Annotated in this window: 24 protein-coding genes; 9 read left to right on the top strand and 15 right to left on the bottom strand. The window is 71.3% G+C overall.

Annotated elements, in window-relative coordinates:
* Position 1: 1 nt before the first annotated feature.
* Both RKD20_RS33195 and RKD20_RS33190 read right to left on the bottom strand, forming a co-directional pair.
* Positions 2-721 carry an aspartate/glutamate racemase family protein gene (locus RKD20_RS33195; RefSeq protein WP_424880922.1) on the bottom strand — a complete coding sequence of 240 codons (720 nt, stop codon included), beginning with the start codon at positions 719-721 and terminating at the stop codon, positions 2-4.
* Positions 722-726: 5 nt separating this feature from the next.
* On the bottom strand, positions 727-2,196 hold the full coding sequence (locus tag RKD20_RS33190) for an NCS1 family nucleobase:cation symporter-1 (protein WP_424880921.1): 1,470 nt from the start codon (positions 2,194-2,196) through the stop codon (positions 727-729).
* 192 nt (positions 2,197-2,388) lie between these two features.
* On the opposite strand from RKD20_RS33190, the gene RKD20_RS33185 reads away from it, so the two are divergent.
* Positions 2,389-3,057: a GntR family transcriptional regulator gene (locus RKD20_RS33185; RefSeq protein WP_424880920.1), complete on the top strand. Its 669-nt coding sequence runs from the start codon at positions 2,389-2,391 to the stop codon at positions 3,055-3,057.
* Here RKD20_RS33185 and pip read toward each other — a convergent pair.
* On the bottom strand, positions 3,054-4,016 hold the full coding sequence (pip, locus tag RKD20_RS33180; RefSeq protein WP_424880919.1) for a prolyl aminopeptidase: 963 nt from the start codon (positions 4,014-4,016) through the stop codon (positions 3,054-3,056). The genes RKD20_RS33185 and pip overlap by 4 nt on opposite strands.
* A gap of 9 nt (positions 4,017-4,025) precedes the next feature.
* Positions 4,026-4,757, bottom strand: a complete 732-nt coding sequence (locus RKD20_RS33175; protein WP_424880918.1) for a uracil-DNA glycosylase — start codon at positions 4,755-4,757, stop codon at positions 4,026-4,028.
* A 128-nt stretch (positions 4,758-4,885) separates the two neighbouring features.
* On the opposite strand from RKD20_RS33175, the gene RKD20_RS33170 reads away from it, so the two are divergent.
* Complete coding sequence (locus tag RKD20_RS33170) at positions 4,886-5,614, top strand: RNA-binding S4 domain-containing protein (RefSeq protein ID WP_424880917.1); 729 nt, start codon at positions 4,886-4,888, stop codon at positions 5,612-5,614.
* 111 nt (positions 5,615-5,725) lie between these two features.
* On the opposite strand, the gene RKD20_RS33165 is transcribed toward RKD20_RS33170, so the two are convergent.
* The gene (locus RKD20_RS33165) at positions 5,726-6,184 is read right to left on the bottom strand and encodes a DoxX family protein (protein ID WP_424880916.1); all 459 of its coding nucleotides are present in this window, start codon (positions 6,182-6,184) and stop codon (positions 5,726-5,728) included.
* A 77-nt stretch (positions 6,185-6,261) separates the two neighbouring features.
* Positions 6,262-7,161: an acyltransferase domain-containing protein gene (locus RKD20_RS33160; RefSeq protein ID WP_424880915.1), complete on the bottom strand. Its 900-nt coding sequence runs from the start codon at positions 7,159-7,161 to the stop codon at positions 6,262-6,264.
* 76 nt (positions 7,162-7,237) lie between these two features.
* Between RKD20_RS33160 and RKD20_RS33155 the strand changes: the two genes are divergently transcribed.
* Entirely contained in the window at positions 7,238-7,504 is a 267-nt protein-coding gene (locus RKD20_RS33155) for a DUF6343 family protein (RefSeq protein WP_424880914.1), read from the top strand.
* Positions 7,505-7,517: 13 nt separating this feature from the next.
* Here the strand turns inward: RKD20_RS33155 and RKD20_RS33150 are convergent, their stop codons facing one another.
* The 4 genes from RKD20_RS33150 to rpsA all read right to left on the bottom strand — a co-directional run bounded on the left by RKD20_RS33150 (position 7,518) and on the right by rpsA (position 11,298).
* The gene (locus tag RKD20_RS33150; protein ID WP_007381308.1) at positions 7,518-7,898 is read right to left on the bottom strand and encodes a tetratricopeptide repeat protein; all 381 of its coding nucleotides are present in this window, start codon (positions 7,896-7,898) and stop codon (positions 7,518-7,520) included.
* 50 nt (positions 7,899-7,948) lie between these two features.
* The gene (coaE, locus tag RKD20_RS33145) at positions 7,949-8,566 is read right to left on the bottom strand and encodes a dephospho-CoA kinase (RefSeq protein ID WP_424880913.1); all 618 of its coding nucleotides are present in this window, start codon (positions 8,564-8,566) and stop codon (positions 7,949-7,951) included.
* A gap of 28 nt (positions 8,567-8,594) precedes the next feature.
* The gene (locus RKD20_RS33140; RefSeq protein ID WP_424880912.1) at positions 8,595-9,533 is read right to left on the bottom strand and encodes a PAC2 family protein; all 939 of its coding nucleotides are present in this window, start codon (positions 9,531-9,533) and stop codon (positions 8,595-8,597) included.
* Between the two features lie 256 nt (positions 9,534-9,789).
* Positions 9,790-11,298, bottom strand: coding sequence for a 30S ribosomal protein S1 (rpsA, locus tag RKD20_RS33135; protein ID WP_020120009.1), 1,509 nt, complete (start codon positions 11,296-11,298; stop codon positions 9,790-9,792).
* Positions 11,299-11,671: 373 nt separating this feature from the next.
* On the opposite strand from rpsA, the gene RKD20_RS33130 reads away from it, so the two are divergent.
* Positions 11,672-12,508 carry a class I SAM-dependent methyltransferase gene (locus RKD20_RS33130; RefSeq protein ID WP_424883380.1) on the top strand — a complete coding sequence of 279 codons (837 nt, stop codon included), beginning with the start codon at positions 11,672-11,674 and terminating at the stop codon, positions 12,506-12,508.
* Positions 12,509-12,546: 38 nt separating this feature from the next.
* Positions 12,547-15,021 (top strand): ATP-dependent helicase HrpB, encoded by a 2,475-nt coding sequence (gene hrpB, locus RKD20_RS33125; RefSeq protein ID WP_424880911.1) that lies wholly within the window; start codon positions 12,547-12,549, stop codon positions 15,019-15,021.
* Here the strand turns inward: hrpB and RKD20_RS33120 are convergent.
* The 3 genes from RKD20_RS33120 to RKD20_RS33110 form a co-directional block, all read right to left on the bottom strand.
* Positions 15,011-15,997, bottom strand: a complete 987-nt coding sequence (locus tag RKD20_RS33120) for a DUF3068 domain-containing protein (protein WP_424880910.1) — start codon at positions 15,995-15,997, stop codon at positions 15,011-15,013. The genes hrpB and RKD20_RS33120 overlap by 11 nt on opposite strands.
* Positions 15,998-16,013: 16 nt before the next feature.
* Positions 16,014-16,148 (bottom strand): SPW_0924 family protein, encoded by a 135-nt coding sequence (locus RKD20_RS33115; protein WP_107405601.1) that lies wholly within the window; start codon positions 16,146-16,148, stop codon positions 16,014-16,016.
* A 142-nt stretch (positions 16,149-16,290) separates the two neighbouring features.
* Positions 16,291-18,030 carry a lytic transglycosylase domain-containing protein gene (locus RKD20_RS33110; protein WP_424880909.1) on the bottom strand — a complete coding sequence of 580 codons (1,740 nt, stop codon included), beginning with the start codon at positions 18,028-18,030 and terminating at the stop codon, positions 16,291-16,293.
* A gap of 304 nt (positions 18,031-18,334) precedes the next feature.
* Between RKD20_RS33110 and RKD20_RS33105 the strand changes: the two genes are divergently transcribed.
* Positions 18,335-19,180, top strand: a complete 846-nt coding sequence (locus tag RKD20_RS33105; protein ID WP_424880908.1) for a DUF4184 family protein — start codon at positions 18,335-18,337, stop codon at positions 19,178-19,180.
* Here the strand turns inward: RKD20_RS33105 and RKD20_RS33100 are convergent.
* Together RKD20_RS33100 and polA are read right to left on the bottom strand one after the other, a co-directional pair.
* Positions 19,113-19,559, bottom strand: a complete 447-nt coding sequence (locus RKD20_RS33100) for a hypothetical protein (protein WP_424880907.1) — start codon at positions 19,557-19,559, stop codon at positions 19,113-19,115. The genes RKD20_RS33105 and RKD20_RS33100 overlap by 68 nt on opposite strands.
* Before the next feature lie 568 nt (positions 19,560-20,127).
* Entirely contained in the window at positions 20,128-22,857 is a 2,730-nt protein-coding gene (polA, locus tag RKD20_RS33095) for a DNA polymerase I (RefSeq protein ID WP_424880906.1), read from the bottom strand.
* A 168-nt stretch (positions 22,858-23,025) separates the two neighbouring features.
* On the opposite strand from polA, the gene RKD20_RS33090 reads away from it, so the two are divergent.
* The 3 genes from RKD20_RS33090 to RKD20_RS33080 all read left to right on the top strand — a co-directional run bounded on the left by RKD20_RS33090 (position 23,026) and on the right by RKD20_RS33080 (position 26,702).
* Complete coding sequence (locus RKD20_RS33090; RefSeq protein ID WP_424880905.1) at positions 23,026-25,305, top strand: FdhF/YdeP family oxidoreductase; 2,280 nt, start codon at positions 23,026-23,028, stop codon at positions 25,303-25,305.
* A gap of 52 nt (positions 25,306-25,357) precedes the next feature.
* Positions 25,358-25,819: a PaaI family thioesterase gene (locus tag RKD20_RS33085; RefSeq protein ID WP_424880904.1), complete on the top strand. Its 462-nt coding sequence runs from the start codon at positions 25,358-25,360 to the stop codon at positions 25,817-25,819.
* A 196-nt stretch (positions 25,820-26,015) separates the two neighbouring features.
* Positions 26,016-26,702, top strand: coding sequence for a hypothetical protein (locus RKD20_RS33080; protein ID WP_424880903.1), 687 nt, complete (start codon positions 26,016-26,018; stop codon positions 26,700-26,702).
* Positions 26,703-26,786: the final 84 nt, after the last annotated feature.

Below are 26,786 nucleotides of genomic sequence, written 5' to 3'. Positions count from 1 at the left end.
GTCAGTCCGACCGCGGCCCCCACGCCCGCCTCTTCGGCACCGGCTTGGCGTACCCGCCCGCCCGGCTGGTGCTCAGCCCCAGCCCCACCAGCGACTCCGCCAGCTTCACCGCAGCGCCCACCCCGTCGACCACCGGGAGCCCCAGCTTCTCCCCCACCGTGCGCTGAAGTCCGGTCATCCCGGCGCACCCCAGCACCAGCACCTCTGCGCCGGCCTCCCGTACCCGCTCGGCCGCCGCGAGGAAGGCGGCCTCCGTGCGGTCGGCGTCCCCCAGGTCGAGAACGCCCAGTCCGGTCCCGACGACGGCGGCACAGTTGCGCCCCACCCCCGCAAGCTCCAGGCTGTCCTCGATCTGCCCGCAGGACCGCTCCAGCGTGGTCACCACGCCGTAGCGCCGACCGAGCAGACAGGCCAGATGGGCGGCGGCCTCGGTGATGTCGACGACCGGTACGTCCACCAACTCCCGGACACCCTCCCGCCCGTGCTCGCCGAAGCCGGCCATGACGACGGCGTCGTAGGAAGGACCCTCGTACGTGCGCAGCAGGTCGATGACCGCCGCCGCGGAGAGGTAGCTGTCGAGCCAGCCCTCCGCGGACTCGGGACCCCAGGCGGGAGTGAGCCCGAGCACGGTGGTGCCCGGGCCTGCCGCGGCCCGGGCACCTCGTACGATCTCCTCGGTCATCTCCTGCGTGGTGTTGCAGTTGGTGACGACGATCCGCACGTGTATCAGACCTCCACGGCCTCGGGGATTTCGGGAGCCGCGCGCTCGCTCCGGCACAGCAGGGCGTACAGCCCGGCCGCGAGGGCCGTGCCGATGAACCAGGAGTACGGGGCCACGTCGCTGAACGTCTTCACCAGGGCGAGGACCCCGGCGACGGCGGCCGCGGGAAGGAACGCCCACAGCGCCTTCGGGTTGACGCCCTTGCGGTAGTAGTAGCGGGAGCCGGGCTCGGCCTTGAACAGTTCGTCGATGTCCACGCGGCCCTTCTTGACCCAGTAGTAGTCCAGCATGATCACGCCGAACAGCGGGCCGAGGAAGGCGCCGAGGCCGCCGAGGAAGTAGTTGACGACGGTGGGGTTGGAGAAGAGGTTCCACGGGGTCACGAGCAGCGCGGCGACCGTGCTGATCATGCCGCCGACCCTGAAGGTGATCTTCTGCGGCCAGACGTTGGCGAGGTCGTACGCCGGTGAGACGAAGTTGGCGACGATGTTGACGCCCATGGTGGCGACGGCGAAGGTGAGCGCGCCCAGCACCATCACCCAGGTGTTGCCGACCTTGGCGACCAGTTCGGCCGGGTCGGTGATGGCCTGGCCCCAGACCTCCAGCGAGCCCGCGGTGACGATCACGGAGACGACCACGAAGGCCGTGGAGTTGATGGGCAGGCCCCAGAAGTTGCCGCGGCGGACGGTCTTGTAGTCCGGTGCGAAGCGGGAGAAGTCGCAGAAGTTGAGCATCAGCGTGCCGTAGGTGGCGAGGATCAGGCCGATCGCGCCGAACCACTGCCGCCACTGCTCACCGACCGAGACCGGGTGCGGGGTGCTGGTGAGCGAGATGCTCCAGCCGGCCTTGGCCAGCACCCAGACCGCCAGCGCGATCATGACGAGCCAGATCGCCGGTCCGCAGAAGTCCTGGAACTTCCGGACCGACTCCATGCCCTGGCTGATGATCAGCGCCTGGACCAGCCACAGCGACAGGAAGGAGACCCAGCCGAGCGCGTCGAGGCCGAGGAAGGAGCTGTGCGTCCAGGACTCCAGGCCGGGCCAGGCGGCCAGCAGCATCACGTTGACCGCGACGGAGGCCAGGTAGGTCTGGATGCCGTACCACATGATGGCGATCACAGCCCGGATCAGGGCGGGGATGTTGGCTCCCCACACACCGAAGCTGATGCGGCTGACCACGGGGAACGGCACGCCGTGGCGCTGGCCGATCTTCCCCATCCAGTTCATGCCGACGTAGATGAGCACGAAGCCGACGAGCAGGGACGTGAAGACCTGCCACACGTTCATGCCGAGGACCAGCAGACCGGCCGCGAAGGTGTAGTTGCCCAGGTTGTGGACGTCCGACATCCACATGGCGAAAAGGTCGAAGACCTTCCAGTTGCGCTTGCCCGCGGGGGCGAGGTCTTCGTTGGTGAGCCGGGGATCGGGGACGAACGCTGGTGTGCCGGTGACTTCGGCACGGTCGGCGAGGGACACAGGGCCTCCAAGGACGGGGACAGGAGGATGGCGGCCGCCTGGCATCCGGTTTTGGTATACCAAACTGCCGTCATGGTCCCGCCGTCAAGAGTCCCGGCCGATGTCGCGTTTGTTAAGGGTCCGTAAAACAGCAAGGCTCCGTAAAACAGCTCCGTCGTCAACGACGGCTCAGGCGTCGGAGAAGATGGCTCCATGAGCTCCACGACGAACACCGAGCCCCTCGGCGCCGTCCGCGAACGCGTCCTGGCCACCCTGCGGCAGGAGATCATCGCGGGCGGACTGCGGCCGGGCGACCGACTGGTCGAGCGGGAGCTCGCCGAGCGCTTCGGGGTCTCCCGGGTGCCGGTCCGCGAGGCGATCCGCGCACTGGTCGCCGAGGGCTTCGTGCACTTCGAGACACCCCGCCGCACGGTCGTACGGCGGCTGACCCCGAACGACGTCAAGGAACTCTTCGAGCTGCGCGAGGCGTTGGAGGTGTACGCCGCGGGCCTCGCCGCGGCCCGGGCGACCCCGGAGGATCTCGCCGAGGTGGAGCGGCTCCTCGGCCTCGCGGCGACCGCGACCGAGGCGGGCGACGCGGAGACCATCACGGACGTCAACAGCCGTCTGCACGACAGCATCGTGGCGATGGCCCGCAACAGTCTGCTGGTCGAGGCCCTGGAACCCGTTGCGGGACGGCTGCGCTGGATGACCCGGCGCAACGAGGAGTGGCCCCAACTCCTGGTCGAGCACCGCGACTTGTACGAGGCGATCGCCTCGGGCGACCCGGACCGGGCCCGCGCGCACGCCCTCGCGCACGTGCGGACCAACTACGAGTCGACGGTACGGCAGTTGTTCGGGGAGACGGGCGAGATGGTCTAACGGGTCCGGCCGCGGGCGTACTGGTCCGTCGCCCGCACCAGCGCCTCGACCGATCCGGGGGCCCCGGGGCCGTGCCCGGCCTCGTCGATCACCGTCAACTCGCTGCCGGGCCAGGTGTGATGGAGCCGCCAGACGGTGCCGAGGAGGTTGCCGAAGTCGAGGCTGCCCTGGACGAGAGTGCCGGGGATGCCCTTCAACCGGGGCGCGTCACGCAGGACGACGCCGTCCTCGTCGAGGAAGTGTGCGTTGCCCCAGTAGTGGGTGACGGTACGGGCGAAGCCCACGCGGAACACCGGGTCCTCGAAGCGCTCGACCGACCTGGGCGGGGCGGGAATGGTCGCCGTCTCCCAGTCCGTCCAGGCCCGCGCCGCCCGCTCACGGACCTCCGCGTCGGGCGACTCCAGCAACCTGTTGTACGCGGCGGCGAGGTTCCCGTCCCGCTCGGCGACCGGCAACTCGCCGACGAACCGTTCGAAGGCCGCGGGGAAAATCTTCCCCAACCCCCTGGTGAGCAGGGCGACTTCGGCGTCGGACCCGGTCGCGACCCCCGTGAGCACGATCTCCGTCACGGCCTCCGGATGCGTCTGCGCGTACCGCAGCCCCAGCACCGACCCGAACGACACGCCCCACACCAGCCACCGCTCGATCCCCAGATGCCACCGCAGCAGCTCCAGGTCCGCGATGAGATGCGGGGTCGTGTTGACGCTCATGTCGGTGTCGTGCGCGCTCGCGTGGGGCGTCGACCTCCCGGCGCCCCGCTGGTCGAGGAGCACGATCCGGTACGCGGCGGGGTCGAACAGCCGCCGCGCCCACGGCGAGCACCCTGACCCCGGCCCGCCGTGCAGCACCACCGCCGGCTTGCCCTCCGGGTTCCCGCAGGTCTCCCAGTACACGAGGTTGCCGTCACCGACGTCGAGCATGCCCTGGTCGTACGGTTCGATCTCCGGGTAAAGAGGCATCCGGCGACCCTAACCGTCGTACGACGGCCTCGTCGTCCCGTTTTCGCCGGTACGGCCCCGCAGACCCGCCGTCTCGGCCGCCGTGCGCAGTACGTCCCGCAGCATCTCGGGCGTGAGCCTGCCGGTGAAGGTGTTGCGCTGGCTGACGTGGAAGCAGCCGAAGAGTTCGAGGCCGTCGAGCGGGACGCGCGCGCCGTGTCCGAAGGCGGGTCGCGGCCGGGGCACGCTCCAGCCGGCCGCCGTGAACGCGGGCAGCGCGGCCTGCCAGCCGAAGGCGCCGAGCACGACCACGGTACGGAGCGTGGGCCGCAGCAGGTTCAGCTCCTGGACCAGCCAGGGCCGGCAGGTGTCGCGCTCGCCGGGGGTGGGTTTGTTGGCGGGCGGGGCGCAGTGCACGGGCGAGGTGATCCGCACGCCGTGCAGCTCCAGTCCGTCGTCGGCGGTCACCGCGGTCGGCTGCGAGGCGAGCCCGATGTCGTACAGCGCCTGGTACAGCACGTCCCCGGAACGGTCGCCGGTGAACATCCGCCCGGTACGGTTCCCGCCGTGCGCGGCCGGAGCGAGCCCGACGATCAGCATCCGGGCGTCCGCAGGACCGAAGCCGGGCACCGGCCGTCCCCAGTACGTCCAGTCGGCGAACGCGGCCCGCTTGGTCCGGGCCACTTCCTCCCGCCAGTCGACCAGCCGTGGGCAGGCACGGCAGCCCGAGATCCGGCGGTCGAGATCGGCGAGGGCGTCCACCCGTCCACGGTACGGGCAGGCCGCCGCCGTGGTGGCGGCCGGGGGCGGCGGTGGCCTGCCCGTGCTGCCGGGCCGCCGCCCGGAAAACCCACCCGGGGTGCGCGGTCCCGAGTACTAAGGTCGGAGCCATGGCTGTGGAACGTACGGACGACAACGAGACCGGTGGGACGGGCCGGGCCGCGACGACGGCCGACGCTCCCGGCGCGAAGGCCGCCGGCATGGACCCCACGGCTCCCGGTGCCGTGGCCTCCGAGGAGCCGGACCCGAAGATCGCCGCCGCCGTCGCCGCCGCGGAGGCCGCCGGGCCGCAGAGCGGCGAGACCGTGCGGATCGACAGCTGGATCTGGTCCGTACGCCTGGTCAAGACCCGTTCCGCGGGAGCCACCGCCTGCCGGGGCGGGCATGTTCATGTGAACGGCGAGCGGGTGAAGCCCGCGCACTCCCTGCGCGTCGGCGACGAGGTGCGCGTCCGCCAGGAGGGCCGGGAGCGGATCGTCGTCGTCAGGCGTCTGATCCGCAAGCGGGTCGGCGCCCCCGTGGCCGTCCAGTGCTACGTCGACAACTCTCCCCCGCCCCCGCCGCGCACGGCCGTCGCCCCCGCCGGTATCCGCGACCGCGGCGCGGGCCGCCCCACCAAGCGCGACCGCCGCGAACTGGAACGCCTGCGCGGCCTCACGGAAGGCAACCGCCGGGGCCGCTTCGCCGGACCGGGCGGCCCGGCCGGAGCCGACAGCAGCCCGGACGGGCCCGACGCCCCGGAGGGCGCGGGCGGCTCGGGCGACCAGGCACGCCGTTCGGAAAGAACCCGCCGCTCGGACCGGGGCGGGAACGCGGACAGAAGTGGGCGCTCGCGCTGAGCGAACGCCCGAGCGACAGCGGGCACCCGGCACCCGGCACCGAAAACACCCACGGTCAGCGCGGCGAGGCCGCGCTGACCGTGGGCCGTTCTCCTCATGCCGGTCGTCGCATCATGCCCGTCGTCGCACCAGCCGCAGCAGGTCCGCATTGTGCCACCGCCGGGCCCAGGCGATCAGGGCGAGCGGGACGATCAGGATGAGCGGAGTCGCCGCGTTCTCCCCGTCGAAGTAGGTGAGCTGCACGACGAACGCGCCGACCATCAGCCCGCTCAGCGCCACGGCCGCCACCGACTGCAGCACCGGGATCAACAGGGCGATCCCACCGGCCAGTTCGAGGACGCCGATGGTGTACATCCCCGCGCTGCCCCAGCCCATCTTGTCGAAGCCCTCGACGGCCGAGGGGTGCGCGATCAGCTTGGGGAGCGCGCTGGCGATCACGTAGAAGAGGGCGAGCACGACCTGCAGGGTGCGCAGGGCGATCCGGGCCCGGCGGCCGCGGGGGGTCGTGGACTCGGCGATGACAGGGGCGGAGGCGGCGGCGTGGGTGACGGGGACGGTGGTCTCGGACATCGGGGTCTCCTGGGGGAAGCGGTCCGTGGTGCTGTCGGAGAGGTAGACCCCGGCCCCGCCCCGAACTCATCGCCGTCCTACAGGGGAAACCAGCCGTGCCCGATGTACCAGTGCCCGCCCGCCCGCAGGTGATCGCCCACGGCCCGCTCCAGTGCCGTCCGTCGCGGCAGGCTCTCCACCGACAACTCCGGGTCCCCGAACACGAACTGCACCGGCTCGGTGTCCTCAGGCTCCGGGTCCGCGGGGGCCGTCCTGAAACGCTCCTGGAACCGGACGATGTTGGAGTCCGCGGGCAGGTACTCCTTCAACTGCGGGTCCAGCAGCCAGGAATGACACAGCGCGGCACGATACGGCTCCTCCGCGAAGTGCCGGGCGAAGAACTCGGCGGCCACGGCCAGCGAGCGGTCACAGGCCTCGGGTGACAGCGGGCCGAGGAAGTCGGGGATGTGCAGGCTCAGACAGGGCGTGCCGGGCGCGAGGTCCAGTCCGGCCGCCGCGAGGGTCCGGCTGTTCCACGGCCCGTACCGCGTCCGCTCGAACTGGAGTCGCCCCAGCTGGTACAGCTCGCCCCGCGAGTGCCGGGTCAGCCAGCGCGGTGACTGCACGCCCGCCCTGCCGTACCGCCTGCGGTGCACGGCCATGTTCCGCCCGAGGTCGGCGAGGGTGCGCCGGGACACCTCGGCCGGGATGCCGCGCTCGCGGTGGTACGCGCGCGTGTGGGGCAGCGCCGCCACGAACACGTATACGGGGAAGCAGCGTTGGAGGGCGCCGGCGGGCCAGTCGAGCTCGGGCAGGACGACCGGATCGTCGGCCCTCCCCATGTCCCGGACGAGTTCGTCGACGGAGTGTTCCAGGAACCGCCGCAGCTCCGGGTCGTCCATGACCCGCCGGCCCATCCGCACGAGTTCGTTGACGTCCTCATGCGGTACGGCGAGTTCCACCAGCACCTCGGCCAGTTCGTCGGCATCCGGAAGCACGCGGTGACCCCTTCATCGGCCCTTTGGTCAACGTTCGTTCCGAAGAGTACGTTGCAGGAGAGGGCTGGTGATCCCGATGCGTACAGGCAGTGAGCCCACGACAGCGCGCAGTGCACTGCGGGCGCGGTTCTGGCTGAGCGTGTGGGGGCTGGTCTGGGCGATCTTCGGCACGGCCGCGTTCGCGCTGGCGGGCCGCCCCGGGTGGGCGATCGCCTGCGGGGTGCTCTGGCTGGTGATCACCGTCGACACGACGATGATCCTCCGGCACATCCGTCAGGGCCCGCACTACCAGCCGGGCCCCGACATCCCGCCGTACCGGCCGCCGGAGAACCGCCTCAGGTAGCGGGCCGGCCCGCTCAGGAGTCGAACCGGGCCGCCTTCAGGAACTCCGGGTTGGGATCCAGCGCGGCCGCCAGCCGGAAGTGCCGCCTGGCCTGGTCGGACCGTCCCTGCCGCTCATAGGTGCGGGCGAGCGCGAAGTGCGCGAAGGCGTTGTCCGGCTCGCGCTCCAGGACGATGGTGAACTCCAGCTCGGCGGGCCGCAGTTGCGCGGCGGCGAAGAACGCCCGCGCGCGCAGCAGCCGGGCCGCGGTGTTCTCCGGGTGGGCGGCGATGACGGAGTCGAGCAGCTTCACCGCGCCCCGCGGGTCCCGCGCGGAGAGCAACTGCTCGGCCGCGCGGTAGTCGATGACATGCGTCTCCGGAGTACGTCCGGTCGATCCGCTGATCTCGGGCACGGCTCAGTCCTTCCCTCACTGGAAGGGTTCAACGCCCGGACCGGGGATCGCTATTCCTGGGACGCCCGGGACGCGCGCGCCCGCCGCAGGAGATCGCCCCATACGTCCCGCACGCGGTGGCGCAGTTCATCCAGAGGTACATCGTTGTCGATCACGATGTCCGCGATCTCCAGACGCTTCTCGCGCGTCGCCTGGGCGGCCATGCGCGCGCGTGCGTCCTGCTCGGTCATGCCGCGCAGCCCGACGAGCCTGTGAAGCTGTGTCTCGGGGCTCGCGTCGACGACGATCACGAGGTCGTAGAGCGGGGCGAGGCCGTTCTCCGTGAGGAGCGGGACGTCGTGGACGACGACGGCGTCCTCGGCGGCGGCCGCTTCGAGCTCACGGGAGCGGGCGCCCACCAGGGGATGCACGATCGAGTTCAGTACGGCGAGCCGCTCCGGGTCGGCGAAGACGACGGAGCCCAGCTTGGGGCGGTCGAGGCTGCCGTCCTCGGCGAGCACGTCCGCGCCGAAGGCGTCCACGACCGCGGCCAGTCCGGGCGTACCGGGCGCGACGACCTCGCGCGCGATGCGGTCCGCGTCGATCAGGACGGCGCCGTGCTCCACGAGGAGCTTCGACACCTCGCTCTTGCCGGCGCCGATACCGCCGGTCAGGCCCACGTTCAGCATGACCGGAAGCCTAGACGCTCCTCGCGGGTCAGTTTTCGCCTTCCCGTTCGGCCAGGAAGCGCTCGAACTCCATCCCGATCTCGTCCGCCGACGGAATCTCCACGGGCTCGGCGAGCATGTTGCCCCTGGTCTCCGCTCCGGCCGCCGCGTCGTACTGGTGCTCGAGACCCTGGACGAGGGCCACGAGGTCCTCGTCGCCCTCCTGGATCTGGCGGTCGATCTCGGTCTGGGTGCGGTGGGCGTCGGTGCGCAGGGCGTGGGCGATGCCGGGCAGGACCATGCCGGTGGCGGCCGTGATGGCCTCCAGGACGGTCAGGGCGGCGTCCGGGTAGGTCGAGCGCGCGATGTAGTGCGGGACGTGGGCCGCGACGCCCAGGACGTCGTGACCGGCCTCCATGAGCCGGTACTCGACCAGGGCCTCGGCGCTGCCGGGCACCTGGGCCTCCTCGAAGGGGCTGCGGTGGCCGGGGACGAGGTCGTGGCGGTTGCCGTGCGGGGTGAGGCCCACGGGTCGGGTGTGCGGAACGCCCATGGGGATGCCGTGGAAGTTCACGGACAGCCGGACGCCGAGCCGTTCCACGATCTGCTGGACGGCGGCGGCGAAGCGCTCCCACTCCACGTCCGGCTCCGGGCCGGACAGCAGCAGGAAGGGCGCTCCGGTGGCGTCCTGGACGAGCCGCACGTCGATCGTGGGCTCCTCGTACTCCGTCCAGCGGTCGCGCTTGAAGGTGAGCAGCGGACGGCGGGCGCGGTAGTCCACGAGCCGGTCGTGGTCGAAACGGGCCACGACCTGGTTCGGCAACGAGTCGAGCAGCCGGTCGACGATCTGGTCACCGGTCTCGCCCGCGTCGATGTATCCGTCGAAGTGGTAGAGCATGACCAGGCCGGCCGACTCCTGGGCGAGAGCCATGTCGACAACGGCGAGGCCCTTGGGCTCCCATGCGTACAAACCCTGCGGATCAAGCACAGTGACCGCTCCTCCTCGTGTTCATACGCTTCAACACGCCCTGGAGCAGGGGCATTCCCACCCGAGCGCTTGATCAGGCCATCTCTTACGCCCCTCTTCATGACGGGGTGAGCACAACGCGCCCCTCAGGGGCGCGGGGAACTGCGCGACAAGCCCACCGGCCGTCAGCCAAAATCCAGCCCGGACAGCACTGAAGGGGCCGTACCTCGAAAGGTACGGCCCCTCAGTCAGCTGCTAAGCCTCAGCGAGCCAGCGTTCAGCTCTGCCCACCCGCCAGCTTCTCACGCAGCGCGGCGAGCGCCTCGTCGGAAGCCAGCGCACCGGAGGTGTCCGCACCCTCGGAGGAGTACGAACCGCCACCGCCACCGCCACCCGCGGCCGGAGCAGCGCCCGCGGCGTCCCCGCCCTCGGCGGCAGCAGCCGCGTCGGCCTCGCGGGACTTGATGACCTGCTGCTGGTGCTGCTCGAAGCGGGTCTGCGCCTCGGCGTACTGGTTCTCCCACACCTCACGCTGGGACTCGTAACCCTCGAGCCAGTCGTTGGTCTCGGGGTCGAAGCCCTCGGGGTAGATGTAGTTGCCCTGGTCGTCGTACGACGCGGCCATGCCGTACAGGGTCGGGTCGAACTCGACCGAGGCCGGGTCGGAACCGAAGGCCTCGTTGGCCTGCTTCAGCGAGAGGCTGATGCGGCGGCGCTCGAGGTCGATGTCGATGACCTTGACGAAGATCTCGTCGTTGACCTGGACGACCTGCTCCGGGATCTCCACGTGGCGCTCGGCCAGCTCGGAGATGTGGACCAGACCCTCGATGCCCTCGTCCACGCGGACGAACGCACCGAACGGAACCAGCTTCGTGACCTTGCCGGGCACGACCTGGCCGATCTGGTGGGTGCGGGCGAACTGCTGCCACGGGTCTTCCTGGGTCGCCTTCAGCGACAGGGAGACACGCTCGCGGTCCATGTCGACGTCGAGGACCTCGACGGTGACTTCCTGGCCGACCTCGACAACCTCGGAGGGGTGGTCGATGTGCTTCCAGGACAGCTCGGAGACGTGGACCAGACCGTCGACGCCACCCAGGTCCACGAAGGCACCGAAGTTGACGATCGAGGAGACCACACCGGAGCGGACCTGACCCTTCTGGAGGGTCGTGAGGAACGTCTGGCGAACCTCGGACTGGGTCTGCTCGAGCCAGGCGCGGCGGGACAGGACCACGTTGTTGCGGTTCTTGTCCAGCTCGATGATCTTCGCCTCGAGCTCCTTGCCCACGTAAGGCTGGAGGTCGCGAACACGGCGCATCTCGACGAGGGAGGCCGGCAGGAAGCCACGGAGGCCGATGTCGAGGATGAGACCACCCTTGACGACCTCGATGACGGTACCGGTGACGATGCCGTCTTCTTCCTTGATCTTTTCGATCGTGCCCCAGGCACGCTCGTACTGAGCGCGCTTCTTGGACAGGATCAGACGGCCTTCCTTGTCCTCCTTCTGGAGAACAAGGGCCTCGATCTCATCGCCCACGGCGACGACCTCGTTGGGGTCGACGTCGTGCTTGATGGAGAGCTCGCGGCTCGGGATAACGCCTTCGGTCTTGTAACCGATGTCGAGCAGGACCTCGTCCCGGTCGACCTTCACGATGACGCCGTCGACGATGTCGCCGTCGTTGAAGTACTTGATCGTCTCGTCGATCGCGGCGAGGAAGGCTTCCTCGTTACCGATGTCGTTGACCGCTACCTGCGGAGTGGTAGAGGTGGTCTCGGTGCTGCTCGTCATGTGGGAAAGGGCTCCGGTACGGACAGTGAGTCGTAGGTACTGCTTACGCCGGGAGCCTGTTTCGCTCTGAAGAAGCCGGACAGCCAAGGAAGCGCCACACAAAACCACTGGTGGCGCCTCGACAACCGAGGGGACTACAACAGATGCGAGCGCAGCCTGCTACGTCTGAGGAGCGCAGGCCCGCAGCGCAACTTGTAGCATACGGGGGCAGCCGGACAGGGTCAATGCGCGAAGGCGCACACCCGGGGCGGATCGCCGCATACCCGGCACAAAACCAGTCTCACGAGGCCACGCACGCGTGACCGCGCCCCATTTATGACGGCCGTCGCGACGGGTTGGGCGGAAGAGCCCGCAGACTAATACGAGGGAGCCGATCATCCAAGAGCCCGCATCACACCCGCAGGAGTCAGGGCCGGACGCCGACTCGCAGGCCACCCGCCGTGACGCGGACGTCACGGAGAGCGCCCGCGCCAACCGTGGCTGGTGGGACCGCAACGCGGACGAGTACCAGATCGAGCACGGCACGTTCCTCGGCGACGACCGCTTCGTGTGGAGCCCCGAGGGCCTCGACGAGGTGGAGGCCGAGCTGCTGGGCCCGGCCGAGGACCTCAAGGGCAAGGACGTCCTGGAGATCGGCGCCGGCGCCGCCCAGTGCGCGCGCTGGCTGGCCGAGCAGGGCGCCCGCCCGGTCGCCCTCGACATCTCGCACCGCCAGCTCCAGCACGCCCTGCGCATCGGTACGTCCTTCCCCCTGGTGTGCGCCGACGCGGGCGCGCTGCCCTTCGCGGACGGCTCCTTCGACCTGGCGTGCTCGGCGTACGGCGCGCTGCCGTTCGTCGCCGAGCCGGTACTGGTCCTGAAGGAGGTGCGCCGCGTCCTGCGCCCGGGCGGCCGCTTCGTCTTCTCCGTCACCCACCCCATTCGCTGGGCCTTCCCCGACGAGCCCGGTCCCGAGGGCCTGTCCGTATCCGCCTCCTACTTCGACCGCACGCCCTACGTCGAGCAGGACGAGGAGGGCCGCGCGGTCTACGTCGAGCACCACCGCACGATCGGCGACCGGGTCCGTGACGTGGTCGCGGGCGGCTTCCGCCTGGTCGACCTGGTGGAGCCGGAGTGGCCGGTCTGGAACACCTCGGAGTGGGGCGGCTGGTCCCCGTTGCGCGGCAGCCTGATCCCGGGCACCGCGATCTTCGTCTGTGAACGGGACTGACACGCGAGGCCGTCGGGCGGCCGTACGACACTAGGGACGTGATCCGTTACGACGCCCTGGACGCCCTTCCCGTACGCAGTGCCCTGTCCGCGCTGGGCGACGCCCTGGACGGGCACGGCACGGCGGTCCTGGTGGCACCGCCGGGCACCGGCAAGACGACCCTCGTCCCGCTGGTGCTCGCGGGCCTGCTGGATTCCGGCGCACCCGCGCGGAAGGTTGTCGTCGCCGAACCCCGCCGTATCGCCGCCCGCGCGGCGGCCCGGCGGATGGCGTGGCTGCTGGGCGAGCAGGTCGGCGAGAGCGTCGGCTACACCGTGCGCGGCGAGCGGGTGGTCGGACGGCACGCGCGCGTGGAGGTTGTCACCACGGGTGTGCTGCTCCAGCGGCTCCAGCGCGACCAGGAGCTGACGGGCGTCGACGTGGTGGTGCTCGACGAGTGCCACGAACGGCATCTGGACGCGGACACGACGGCGGCCTTCCTGTGGGACGTGCGGCAGACACTGCGGCCGGAGCTGCGCCTGGTGGCCGCGTCCGCGACGACCGACGCGCAGGGGTGGGCGCGGTTGCTGGGCGACGCGCCCGTGGTCGAGGCGGCGGGCGTCTCGCATCCGGTGGAGGTCGTGTGGGCGCCGCCGGCGCGTCCGGTGCGCCCGCCGCACGGCATGCGGGTCGATCCCGCGCTGCTCGCGCACGTGGCGTCGGTCGTACGGCGGGCGCTGTCCGAGCGGGACGGGGACGTGCTGTGCTTTCTGCCCGGCGTGGGCGAGATCGCGCGCGTGGCCGGGCAGTTGGGCGGTCTCGGTGGCGTGGAGGTGCTCCAGGTGCACGGGCGGGCGCCGACGGCCGTGCAGGACGCGGTACTGACGGGCGGGGAGCGGCGGCGGGTGGTGCTCGCGACCGCGGTGGCCGAGTCGTCCCTGACCGTGCCGGGGGTGCGGGTGGTCGTCGACTCGGGGCTCGCGCGGGAGCCGCGCGTCGACCACGCGCGCGGGCTGAGCGCGCTCGCGACCGTGCGGGCCTCACAGGCTGCCGGGCGGCAGCGGGCGGGGCGGGCCGGGCGGGAGGCGCCGGGTGCGGTGTACCGGTGCTGGGCGGAGGCCGAGGACGTCCGGCTGCCGCGTTTCCCGTCGCCGGAGATCAAGGTGGCCGACCTGACGGCGTTCGCGTTGCAGGTGGCCTGCTGGGGCGATCCGGACGCGTCCGGCCTCGCCCTGCTGGATCCGCCGCCGGGCGGGGCGATGGCGGCCGCGCGGGACGTGCTGACGGCCGTGGGGGCGGTGGACGCGGACGGCCGGGCGACCGCGCGCGGCGCGCGGCTGACCCGCCTGGGTCTGCATCCCCGGCTGGGCCGGGCGCTCCTTGACACCTCCGGCGCGGGCGCCGAGGCGGTCGCGCTGCTGTCGGAGGAGCCGCCGCGGGAGTACGGCGACGACCTGGCGGCCGCCGTGCGGACCGCGCGCCGGGGCGGTGACGCCTACGCGGGGCGGTGGCGGTCGGAGGTGCGGCGGCTGCGCTCCGCCTCGGCGGAGTTCACCGAGCCGGCCGCGGGGAACGACGGTCTCGTCGCCGCGCTCGCCTTCCCCGAACGGGTCGCCAAAGCCGACTCGGGCTCCTATCTCATGGCCTCCGGCACCCGCGCCGAACTCTCCGACGGCTCCCCGCTGCGGGGCTCGCCCTGGATCGCCGTGGCCGTGGCGGACCGGCCCGTAGGAAAGGGGCACGCGCGGGTGCAGCTCGCCGCCGTGATCGACGAGGACACCGCCCGGTCGGCGGCCGCGTCCCTGTACTCCGAGCGCCAGGAGGTGCACTGGGCCGACGGGGACGTCGTGGCACGCCGGGTGGAGCGGCTCGGGGCGATCGAACTCGCGGTACGGCCCCTCAAGGACGCCGACCCCGTCCTCGTACGCGAGGCCCTTCTCGAAGGGCTCCGCCAGGAAGGGCTACGGCTGCTGCGGTGGACGCCCGACGCGGACGTCCTGCGCCAGCGGCTGGCGTTCCTGCGCCACCACCTCGGCGACCCGTGGCCCGACGTCTGCGAGGACGCGCTCCACGCGCGCGTGGACGAATGGCTGGAGCCCGAGCTGAGCCGTGCCCGCCGACGGGTCGACCTGGCGCGCATCGACGCCGGACAGGCACTGCGAAGGCTTCTCCCCTGGGCCTCGGGCGAGGCCACGCGGCTCGACGAGCTGGCGCCGGAGCGGATGGCCGTACCGAGTGGGTCCAGGGTCCGGATCGACTACGCCACCCCCGAACAGCCGGTCCTCGCGGTGAAGTTGCAGGAGATGTTCGGGCTCCAGGAGTCGCCTCGGATCGCCGGCGTGCCCCTCCTCGTCCATCTCCTCTCCCCCGCGGGGCGCCCCGCGGCCGTCACCGCCGATCTCGCGTCCTTCTGGAAGGACGGCTACAAGGGCGTCCGGGCGGAGTTGCGCGGCCGGTACCCGAAGCATCCGTGGCCCGAGGACCCGGCGGGCGCCGAGCCGACGCGGTACACCAACGCGCGGCTCAGGCGCTGACCGGTTCGGGTTCGTCGACCGTCGCGGGGGCCGGGCGGCGGCCGCGGGCTTCCAGCCACAGCGACGACGCCAGCAACAGGACGCCCAGGATGAGGAAGCCCCACGGCAGGTACGAGGTCATGAGCAGGACGAGGGTGCGGTTCGACTTGACCAGGTCGACGGTGTGCCGGATGTAGTCCTCGCGCATCTTCACGTCGCCGGCGAAGACCGTCACCTTGTCGCGGCCGCCGAGCAGGGTGCCGCCGCGCAGTTCCTCCTTGTGGAGTTCCTCGCCGTAGACGGGGGCCCCGGTGAGGGGTTCGACCCAGAACTTGCGGACCGTGGTGTACCAGCGGGTGGTGCCGGTCCTGGCGATGGACTGGGGGGTGATGCCCTGGACCGGCATGGTCTTCGGGAAGGGCACCTTGGTCCAGGGGATGGTCTGCTCGAAGTAGTAGACGTCGAGGCCGCGGAAGTTCCGGGTGCCCTTGTAGTGGATGGGGGCCGAGGTGCGGGCCTGGGCGTCGAAGTAGACGTAGTCCCGTTTCTCGGTGAGGAAGGGCCACTTGAACTCGATGCCCGCACGCTTCACGGGGTCGCCGTCGACCATCTCGCCGGTGGCGTGGACGGGGTCCTGGGTGTGGGCGTCGAAGATGTAGCGCTCGGGGATCTTGGAGACCATCTTGCCGTCGGGCCCGACGACGTAGGACAGCCCGTCCCAGACGACGACGTCCTTCCCGGCCGTCTTCTCGATCTTCTCCGAGGCCTCCACGTTGCCCTTGAGGGTCTGCACGATGGTGACCTTGGAGACCTTCTTCTCCTTCATTCCGTCGTCGTAGTCGATGAGGGTCGCGTCCTTGGCCTCCAGGACCATGTCCTGGTACTGGTTCGCGGGGATCTTGGCGAGGCGCGGGAAGGCGTACCAGCGCAGCAGCGGGGACAGCGCCGCGAAGAACACGGCGAGGGCGAGCAGGACCAGGCTGGTCTTGCGGCGCATCTCGGCCTCCCGGGGGTCACGGGTGCGCGGGCACCGTGGTCAGCAGCGGCTTCGGGGACGTCTTGCCGGTCGGCGTGCCGAGAGCGGTGATGGTGAGGACCAGCGCGAACGCGAGGGCGAGACCGGTCGCGGCGGCGATCAGGGCACGCATGTCCACCTCCCGGCACCGAAACTGATACATCGTCAGGTCCGGCACCGTAGCAACGGGTGGGCGAGATGAGAACAGCTCGCGCACGGCGAAGGGCGCCCTGTCCGCCGTAGCGGAAAGGACGCCCTCCCGGTGGGTTCGTCTACTACGAGCTCGCGCTGGGGCTGGGCGAGGGGCTCGGGGAGGTGTCCGTGGCGGCCGCCACGGTCAGCGTCACGTCGAGCGTCGCGCCGCCCGCGGTGGTGATGCGGAGCAGGAAGGTGCCGGTGGTGTCGTCGGCGTAGAGCTGCGGCAGCTTCAGCAGGCCGTCCGCGTCCGTGGTGAGGCCCGTGAGGGTGCGGACGGTCTTGCCGTCGGCGTCCTTGAAGTAGGGGCCCTTGTCGTTCTCGGTCGCGTCGTCGGCCGACTTGATCAGGGTGGCGGTGGCGCCGACCTTGTCGGCGACGGCGTCCTTGTAGGTGGCCTTGACCTGGACCGCGTCGGCGAACTGTCCGCCCGGGGTGCAGGTCAGCGCGGTGTCGCTGGTGCGCACGAGGGTGTCGGCGACGCGCTGGGTCACGGTGGCCGGGTAGTCCGGGCCGGTGACGGTACGGCCGATGAGGGTGGCGCGGACCGTGAAGGCGCCGGTGGTCTCGCCCGCCTGGAGCGCGGGCGCGGTGGCCACGCCGGAGCTGTCGGTCAGCGCGGTGGCGACCTTCTCGCCGCCGGTGAAGGTGGCGTCGGTGTCGCCGACGATCGTGAAACGGATCCGGACCTTGGCGACACCCTTGCCGGCGGCGTTCTCGGCCTTGGTGCTGATCTTCTCGGCGAACGCGTCGCCCGCCATGGCGGTGAGCTTCGCGGTGCCCGAGTCCTCCAGGTGGTCCACTGACTGGGTTGGGGTGGCCGGAGGGGACGTGGGCGGAGTGGTGGGGGTCCCCGACGGGGGCGGGGTGGTCGACGGCGGGGTCGGGTGCGGAGAGCCGGGCGTGCTCGGCTTCGACGGGTGGTGCGGCGCGCTCGGAGTCGAGGGCAGGGACGGCGAGGTGGTCGAGCCGCCGCCGGTCCCGCCGTCGCTGCGGTTGCCCGGGACGGTGCCGGTGCCGTCGGGGATCTCGTGGGTGCCCTTGCGGTAGTACTCCAGCCACGAAAGGACCGTGTTCACGTAGTGCCGCGAGGGGTTGTAGCTGAGGATCGCCTTGTCCAGGTCGCCGCTGTCCGACAGGTCCCAGTCGTAGCGGCACAGGTAGTGACCGGTGGCGAGAGCGGCGTCGTAGACGTTGTTCGGGTCCTTCACCCCGTCACCGTTGCCGTCACGGCCGGCCCACGCCCAGGTGGACGGGATGAACTGCATGGGCCCGACGGCCGAGTCGTAGGCGGTGTCGCCGTCGTAGGCACCCTTGTCGGTGTCCTTGATGAGCTCGAAGCCGTTGCCGTCGAGCTGCGGGCCGAGGATCTTGGAGGTGGTGGTGCCGGCCGCGTCGACCCGGCCGCCGCGGGCCTGGCCCGACTCGACCTGGCCGATGGCGGCGAGCAGCTGCCAGGGCAGATTGCAGCCGGGCTTGGACCCCTGGAGTTCGGCCGCGGCCTTCTTGTAGGCGTCGAGAACGGTCGCGGGTATGCCCGCCTCGGACTCGCCCGGAGAGACGGTGGAGGTGCCGTCGGTCGGCGCGGGGCTCGGGGTGTTCAGCGGCGGCAGGTCCGTGTAGTACGGCGAGTTGCCGGTCGCGCCGCTGTCATCGGCGGTCGCGTCGGGAGAGGGCTGGGCATCGGCGGCGGTGGATCTGCCGTGGTCGTCGACCGTGGCCCCCGGGGCCTGGGAGGCGGACAGTGCCGCGACCGCGGCCGCGGCCACGGCGGTGGTCACCGCTCCCTTGCGAAGCCTCCTGCCGAATTGCGCCGCCATAAAGTGAACCCCTCCTGTGGACGCCTGAGCGCCCTTCTCCGTCTGTCGCTCTCGTCCCGTTGAGACAGTCGAACCGCCCTTGAGGTTGCCCCTGTGACGCGCGGTAATTCCTGAGTCGCACGTTCGAGCTCCCCAGCGCGGTGACCCGTGTGACCCTACGACAACTTCCCTTCCTCGGACACCGGTTCGTGCCCGGTATTCACCGGTTGGCCATGTTCGATCGGTGCGGGCCCGCGTCGCCCATACTGGAGGGCACCGATCACCCGGGCCGTCGCCCGGCCAACACCCGCGACGAGGAGCCCCGTTGCCGTTCACCCTGAGCCATGCGGCGGCGGTGCTGCCCGCTGTGCGCGCCGACGGAACAGGCCGGGGCCGACTGGTTCCGGCCGTCCTCGTGGCCGGATCCTTCGCACCCGACATGACCTATTACGCGGCAAGTGTCGTGCCCGGGGCGATGGAGTTCGGCACCGTCACGCACTCCTTCCCGGGCGTCTTCACCATCGACGTGCTCGTCGCCTGGGCGCTGGTGTGGCTGTGGCTGCTGCTGCGGGAACCGCTCGTGGCCCTGCTGCCACGAGGGCGACAGGGCGGAGTGGCGACACTCCTGCGCTGCGGCACGCCACGCGCACGCGTGCGTACGGCACTGGCCGCGCGCTGGTACGCCTCCGCCGCCGTCGGAGCGCTGACCCATGTCGTGTGGGACGCGTTCACGCATCACGACCGGTGGGGGATGCGGCTGTTCCCCGTCCTGGGCCGGGAAGTGGCCGGGTCCCCTCTGTACTGGTATCTCCAGTACGGCGGTTCGGCGCTGGCCGCGGTGGTGATCACCGTGTTCTGCGTGCACGCGCTGCGCCGGGCACCCGCGGCGGCCGAGCCGTCCGGTGTCCCCGTTCTGTCGGTGCGGGACAAAGGGTGGGCCGTGGCCCTGATCGGCGGGTGCATGACGGTGGCCGCGCTGCAGCGGGCCTCGCGGTGGTGGGCCTACTGGGGCTCCACCGCGAAGCCCTGGGAACTGATCCCGGCCCTCTGCTTCGGCGCGGGCGCCGGCCTGGTGGTCGGGGTACTGCTGTACGCCGCAGGCGTCAGGCTGTGGCGCCCGGCCCCGGTGTCCGACGCCCGGGAAGAGACCGGTCTCCCGCTCGCTCGCTGACGGCGTCCGCGGCCGCGACGAACACCGTCATGGTGGGCATCGGACGGGACCGGGGCAGCAGGGTGAGGGCGAGCGAGAGATAACTGAGCGCCAGCTCGGCCCACCGCTCTATGGCGTCCCGGTCGCGGCGGCTGACGCGGTGCCGCAGCTCCGCGGCGGCGCGCCGCAGCCCTCTGCCGACGCGGACCGGGATGCGGGGGCCTGCCGCCCTGGCTAGCGCCCTGCGCAGCAGTGTCGCCAGGTCGAAGGGAATGCGGGCGGTGCTTGCGGCGGCCGCGTGGGCCGGAACCGGGGGACGTACGGACGGGGCCTTCCCGGCGTACACCGGTGCCTGCGTCCGTCCGGGGGCCGCCCGGCGGTGAAGCATGCGTATACCCATGACGGCATCCTGGCCGGGGGGCGGGACGAGGGCGCGGGCTGGGGTCCACGCGAGTGACGAACGCTGCGCTGAGCTTGGGCGGGGCGCCTAGGGGGGTGCCGGTCCTGTTGTGGGGCGGGTGCGGGTGCGTGGGGGCTGGTCGCGCAGTTCCCCGCGGGCAGCTGCGCTGGGCTTGGGCCGGGCGCCGATGGGGGTACCGGGCTCGGTTGTGGCGCGGCTGCGGGTCCGTCGTGGCTGGTCGCGCAGTTCCCCGCGGGCAGCTGCGCTGGGCTTGGGCCGGGCGCCGATGGGGGTACCAGGTTCGGTTGTGGCGCGGCTGCGGGTCCGTCGTGGCTGGTCGCGCAGTTCCCCGCGCCCCTAGGGGGTTGCAGTCACGCCGGCCAGGACGGGACCGTACGCCACCTCACGCGCCACGACGGGCCGTTCGACACCTTCCCCCGCCCCGCACGCGCTACACAAGCCCCCACCGGAGCCGGGCAGGCCGCCGCAGGCATCAGGGGCGCGGGGAACTGCGCAAAAACGCCCGCCCCCACCGAACCCGCACCAGAACCCGCCCAACCGCCGGAGGCTAGTGCGCTGCGGACTCCCAGTCCGCCCCATCCCCCACAGACACCCCCAACGGCACCCGCAGATCCACCGCGTCCGACATCTCCCGCCGCACAATCTCCTCCGCGACCCCCCGCTCCCCCGGCGCAACCTCCAGCACGATTTCGTCGTGGACCTGGAGCAGCATGCGCGAGGCGAGCCCGGCGTCCCGCAGCGCACCGTCCACCTTCAGCATCGCGATCTTGACGATGTCCGCCGCCGTCCCCTGGATCGGCGCGTTGAGCGCCATCCGCTCGGCCGCCTCACGCCGCTGACGGTTGTCGCTGTTGAGGTCGGGCAGATACCGCCGGCGCCCGAAGAGCGTCGCCGTGTACCCGGTGGCCCGCGCCTCGTCGACGGCCCGCCGCAGATAGTCCCGCACCCCGCCGAACCGCTCGAAGTACGCGTCCATCAACGCCCGCGCCTCCCCCGCCTCGATGTTCAGCTGCTGCGAGAGCCCGAACGCGGACAACCCGTAGGCCAGCCCGTACGACATCGCCTTGATCTTCCGCCGCATCTCCGCGTCGACCGCACCGGGCTCGACCGCGAACACCTGCGACGCGGCCGTGGTGTGCAGGTCCTCCCCCGAGGTGAACGCCTCGATGAGCCCCGCGTCCTCGGATAGGTGGGCCATCACCCGCAGCTCGATCTGGCTGTAGTCCGCGGTCATGAGGGACTCGAAGCCGTCCCCCACCACGAACCCGCGCCGGATCGCCCGCCCCTCGTCGGTGCGGACCGGGATGTTTTGGAGGTTCGGATCCGTGGACGACAGTCGGCCCGTCGCCGCGACCGTCTGGTTGAACGTCGTGTGGATACGGCCGTCCGCGGCGATCGTCTTGATCAGGCCCTCGACGGTCACCCGCAGCTTGGCCTGCTCGCGGTGCCGGAGCATGATCACCGGCAGTTCGTTGTCCGTCTGGGTCGCCAGCCACGCGAGCGCGTCGGCGTCCGTCGTGTACCCGGTCTTCGTCTTCTTCGTCTTCGGCAGGCCGAGCTCGCCGAAGAGGACTTCCTGGAGCTGCTTGGGCGAGCCGAGGTTGAACTCGTGCCCGGCCGCCCCGTGCGCCTCCTTCACGGCCTGCTGGACCGCCCCGGCGAACATCTGCTCCATGGCTTCCAGGTGGGCCCGGTCGGCCGCGATGCCGTGCCGCTCCATGCGCGCCAGCAGGGCGGAGGTGGGCAGCTCCATGTCCCGCAGCAGGTCCGCGGCCCCGACCTCGGCCAAGCGGCCCTCGAAGGCCGAGCCCAGATCGAGCACGGCCCGCGCCTGGACCATCAGCGCCTCGGCCTCGGCCCCGTCGTCCGTGCCGAAGGCGAGCTGCCCGTCGGCCGCGGCCGGGGGCGCCAGCTCCCGGCCCAGGTACTCCAGCGACAGCGCGTCCAGGTCGAAGGACCGGCGCCCCGGCTTGACGAGGTACGCGGCGAGCGCGGTGTCCATGGTGACGCCGGCGACACTCCAGTCGTGCTCGGCGAAGACCCGCATGGCGCCCTTGGCGTTGTGCAGCACCTTGGGCCGCTCGGCGTCGGAGAGCCAGGCGACCCACGCCCGCTCGTCGGCCTCGTCCAGCTCGGACGGGTCGAACCAGGCGGCCGCCCCGTCGGCCGCGGCGAGCGCGACCTCGGCGACCGAGCCGGTGCCCAGACCCCAGGTGTCGACGGTGGCGACACCGAGGGGCTGCCGCGCGCCGTGCTCGGCGAGCCAGCCGGCCAGCTCACCGGTGCCGAGCACCGTGCCGTCCACCGCCACTCCGGGCGCGGCGACCGGGGCCCCCTCGGCCTCCTCGGCGCCCGGGTCGACCGCCAGCAGCCGCTCCCGCAGGGAGGGGTTCCTGATCTCCAGGGTGTCGAGGATCATCGCGAGCGACTTGCGGTCGTACGGGGCGCGCTCCAGGTCGACGACCGTCTTCGGCAGTTCCACCGTGCGCACCATCTCGGTGAGGCGGCGGTTGAGCTTGACGGCCTCCAGGTGGTCGCGGAGGTTCTGCCCGGCCTTGCCCTTGACCTCCTCGACGCGCTCGACCAGCTCGGCGAACGAGCCGAACTGGTTGATCCACTTCGCGGCGGTCTTCTCGCCGACGCCGGGAATGCCGGGGAGGTTGTCGGACGGGTCGCCGCGCAGGGCCGCGAAGTCGGGGTACTGGGCGGGCGTCAGGCCGTACTTCTCGAAGACCTTCTCCGGGGTGAACCGGGTCAGCTCCGAGACGCCCTTCGTCGGGTACAGCACGGTGGTGTGCTCGGAGACCAGCTGGAAGGAGTCGCGGTCGCCGGTGACGATCAGCACGTCGAAGCCCTCGGCCTCGGCCTGTGTGGCGAGCGTGGCGATCACGTCGTCGGCCTCGAAGCCGTCGATCGCGAAGCGCGAGACGTGCATCGCGTCGAGGACCTCACCGATCAGCTCGACCTGGCCCTTGAACTCGTCCGGGGTCTTGGAGCGGTTGGCCTTGTACTCCGTGAACTCCTCGGAACGCCAGGTCTTGCGGGACACGTCGAAGGCCACCGCGAAGTGCGTGGGCTCCTCGTCGCGCAGGGTGTTGGCCAGCATCGACGCGAAGCCGTAGATCGCGTTCGTCGGCTGGCCGGTCGCGGTCGTGAAGTTCTCCGCGGGCAGCGCGAAGAACGCGCGATAGGCCAGCGAGTGCCCGTCCATGAGCATCAGGCGCGGGCGGCTGCCGCCGGGGCTGTTGTCGGTCTTCTTCGCTGCTGTCTCTGCCACGCCCCCGATCCTGCCACGCCCCACTGACACTCAGACCCGCCCGCCGCCGACGGCACGGAAGCCGCAACCTCTGCCGTCGTCTCCCCCGAACCCGGCAAACGCCGTTGTCACCGGCGCGTGCGAGGATCGGAGACGTACCTCACAGGTGTGTGCGAAGGAGAGAGTCCGATGGCCACGAAGCCGCCCAAGGGTGATCCGGTTCAGGACGCTCCGCAGGTCACCGAACCGAAGCACGCGGCGGCGGGACTGCCCGCCATCGGCCACACGCTGCGGATCGCGCAGCAGCAGATGGGCGTGAAGCGCACCGCGCTGACACTGCTGCGCGTCAACCAGAAGGACGGCTTCGACTGCCCCGGCTGCGCCTGGCCGGAGCCCGAGCACCGGCACGCGGCCGAGTTCTGCGAGAACGGCGCGAAGGCGGTCGCCGAGGAAGCCACCCTGCGCCGGATCACCCCCGAGTTCTTCGCCGCGCACCCCGTCGCCGACCTCGCGACCAGAAGCGGCTACTGGCTCGGCCAGCAGGGGCGGCTCACCCACCCGATGTACGTCCCCGAGGGCGGCACCCACTACGAGCCGGTGACCTGGGAGCGTGCCTTCGACATCATCGCCGAGGAGATCGCCGCCCTCGGCTCCCCCGACGAGGCGGTCTTCTACACCTCGGGCCGCACCAGCAACGAGGCCGCGTTCCTGTACCAGCTCTTCGCCCGCGAGCTCGGCACGAACAACCTGCCGGACTGCTCCAACATGTGCCACGAGTCGTCCGGTTCGGCGCTCAGCGAGACCATCGGCATCGGCAAGGGCAGCGTCCTGCTCGACGACCTCTACCAGGCCGACCTGATCATCGTCGCCGGACAGAACCCGGGGACCAACCACCCCCGCATGCTCTCCGCGCTGGAGAAGGCCAAGGCGAACGGCGCGAAGATCATCAGCGTCAACCCGCTGCCCGAGGCCGGTCTGGAGCGCTTCAAGAACCCGCAGACCCCGCAGGGCATGGTCAAGGGCGCCGCGCTCACCGATCTGTTCCTGCAGATCCGCATCGGCGGCGACCAGGCCCTGTTCCGCCTCCTCAACAAGCTGATCCTTCAGACGGACGGGGCCGTCGACGAGGCCTTCGTCCGCGAACACACCCACGGCTACGAGGAGTTCACCGAGGCCGCCCGCGCCGCCGACTGGGACGAGACGCTCACCGCGACCGGCCTGTCCCGGCAGGAGATCGAGGAAGCCCTCGCCCTGGTGCTCGCCTCCGAGCGGACCATCGTCTGCTGGGCCATGGGCCTCACCCAGCACAAGCACTCCGTGCCGACCATCCGCGAGGTCGTCAACTTCCTCCTCCTGCGCGGCAACATCGGCCGCCCCGGCGCCGGCGTCTGCCCGGTCCGCGGCCACTCCAACGTCCAGGGCGACCGCACCATGGGCATCTTCGAGCGGCCCGCGCCCGCCTTCCTGGACGCCCTGGAGAAGGAGTTCGGCTTCGCCCCGCCGCGTGAGCACGGCTTCGACGTGGTGCGCGCGATCCGCGCCCTGCGCGACGGCGAGGCCAAGGTCTTCTTCGCCATGGGCGGCAACTTCGTCTCCGCCTCCCCCGACACCGACGTCACCGAGGCCGCCATGCGGCGCGCCCGGCTGACCGTGCACGTGTCGACCAAGCTCAACCGCTCGCACGCGGTCACGGGCGCGCGTGCCCTGATCCTGCCCACTCTCGGCCGCACCGAGCGCGACCTCCAGGGCAGTGGCGAGCAGTTCGTGACCGTCGAGGACTCCATGGGCATGGTGCACGCCTCCCGGGGCCGCCTGGAGCCCGCGAGCGGCCAACTGCTGTCCGAGCCCGCCATCGTGTGCCGGCTGGCCCGCCGGGTCCTCGGCGAGGAGAGCCGGGTGCCGTGGGAGGAGTTCGAGAAGGACTACGCCACCATCCGCGACCGCATCGCCCGCGTGATCCCCGGCTTCGAGGACTTCAACGCGCGCGTGGCCCGCCCCGGCGGTTTCACCCTGCCGCACGCCCCGCGCGACGAGCGCCGCTTCCCCACCGCCACCGGCAAGGCCAACTTCACCGCCGCGCCCGTCGAGTACCCCGAGCTGCCCGAGGGCCGGCTGCTCCTGCAGACCCTGCGCTCGCACGACCAGTACAACACCACGATCTACGGCCTCGACGACCGCTACCGGGGCATCAAGAACGGCCGCCGGGTGGTCCTGGTCAACCCCGAGGACGCCGACCGGCTGCGGCTCGCCGACGGGTCGTACGTCGACCTCGTCAGCGAGTGGAAGGACGGTGTGGAGCGGCGGGCACCCGGGTTCCGGGTCGTGCACTACCCGACCGCACGGGGATGCGCGGCCGCGTACTACCCCGAGACCAACGTCCTGGTGCCGCTGGACGCCACCGCCGACACCAGCAACACCCCGGCCAGCAAGTCCGTCGTCGTGCGTCTGGAACAATCGGCAACCGACTGAGCGTTTGCTCAGCGCAGACAGTCGTAGCGACCAGGACGAACGGAGCCCGCCCATGGGTGAGCAGCAGCACGCCACGTTCCCTCAAGAGGTCATCGACGAGTACGCGGCGCTCGGCGTCGACCTCGTCGCCATGTTCTCCGCCGGGCACCTGGGCACCCGCATGGGCGTGCAGATCGTCGAGGCCTCGGCGGAGCGGGTCGTCGGCACCATGCCCGTCGAGGGCAACACCCAGCCGTACGGCCTGCTGCACGGAGGCGCCTCCGCCGTGCTCGCCGAGACACTGGGCTCCGTCGGCTCCATGCTGCACGCCGGCAGCTCCAAGATCGCGGTGGGGGTGGACCTGAACTGCACCCACCACCGCGGGGTGCGCTCGGGAGTGGTGACCGGAGTGGCCACCCCGGTGCACCGGGGACGCTCCACCGCGACGTACGAGATCGTGATCAGCGACGAGGACGAGCGCCGCGTCTGCACCGCCCGCCTGACCTGCCTCCTGCGAGACGCCCCCGGCCGCTAGGAGCTGCCCCGGGGGCTGGGCCGGCATCACGGCACCGACCCACCCCTTTGGGGGCCGCTGCCCTCTGCCTGCCCTCCCGCTTGCCCGCCCGTACAGCCTGGACGGGACACCGCCTCCTGCCCTCGCTCCGCTACGCCGGCAGACCCCGGTCCGTCACCGACTGGGCACGGCCCCCCGCCTCCCCTACCGTTCTCCCATGACCGGTATCGGCCCCGTCGAACCCGTCGAGTCCCCCGATCGCGGGGAGAGTTACGACGTCATCGGTGCCGACAGGCCTCGGCTGACGGACCGTTGGAGCGTGTGGTGGCGCGGCCTGCCGCCGCGGGTCCGCAGGGCCACCCTGGCCGCCACCGCGATTACCCTGCTCGCGGCCGGAGTTCTGGTCCCCCGCGCCCTCTCCGAGGACCAGCACCCCGAGCCGGACCGCGCCCCCGTCCCCTGGCCCGCCAACGTCACCGCCTGGCGGTACCTCGGGCCCGCCGACCTCCCCGAACCCCCCGGCACCCACCCCACCAGCGGCCGCTTCCGCTTCGCCGTCGACGTCGGCAGCGGGCCCCCCGTCACCCTCCAGGTCACCGGCGCCGCCTTCACCGGCCTCACCGCCCACGCCCTGCCCGACGCCTTCACCGTCCACCCCGGCACGACACGCCTCGTCACCGTGGAGATAACGGTTTCCGACTGCTCGGGTCTGCCCCTGAATGCCGACCTACCCTTTCTTGACGTAACGCTCCGTAACACGCGCGCAATACAGCATCACAGCTTCATCTTCGGCCGGGCGTACTCCCGCGACCTTTTCCGGCTCCTTCGGGAGGCCTGCGCCACGACATCCGCGCCACAGCCCGGACGGCCAAGCGGAAGTGCAGGTTCTCAAAATGCGGACTGAGGGGATATTCCGCCAAACCGGTTGAGAGCCCCCACGGCGGAAGCCCGCCATCCATCACGTCATAACAAGAAAGTCACAAGCCCG

It is taken from the genome of Streptomyces sp. SLBN-8D4 (genome assembly GCF_049739545.1).
GTDB lineage: Bacteria > Actinomycetota > Actinomycetes > Streptomycetales > Streptomycetaceae > Streptomyces > Streptomyces canus_C.
Note: the sequence above shows the minus strand (reverse complement) of the source record. Positions and strands in the feature narration are given on the sequence as shown.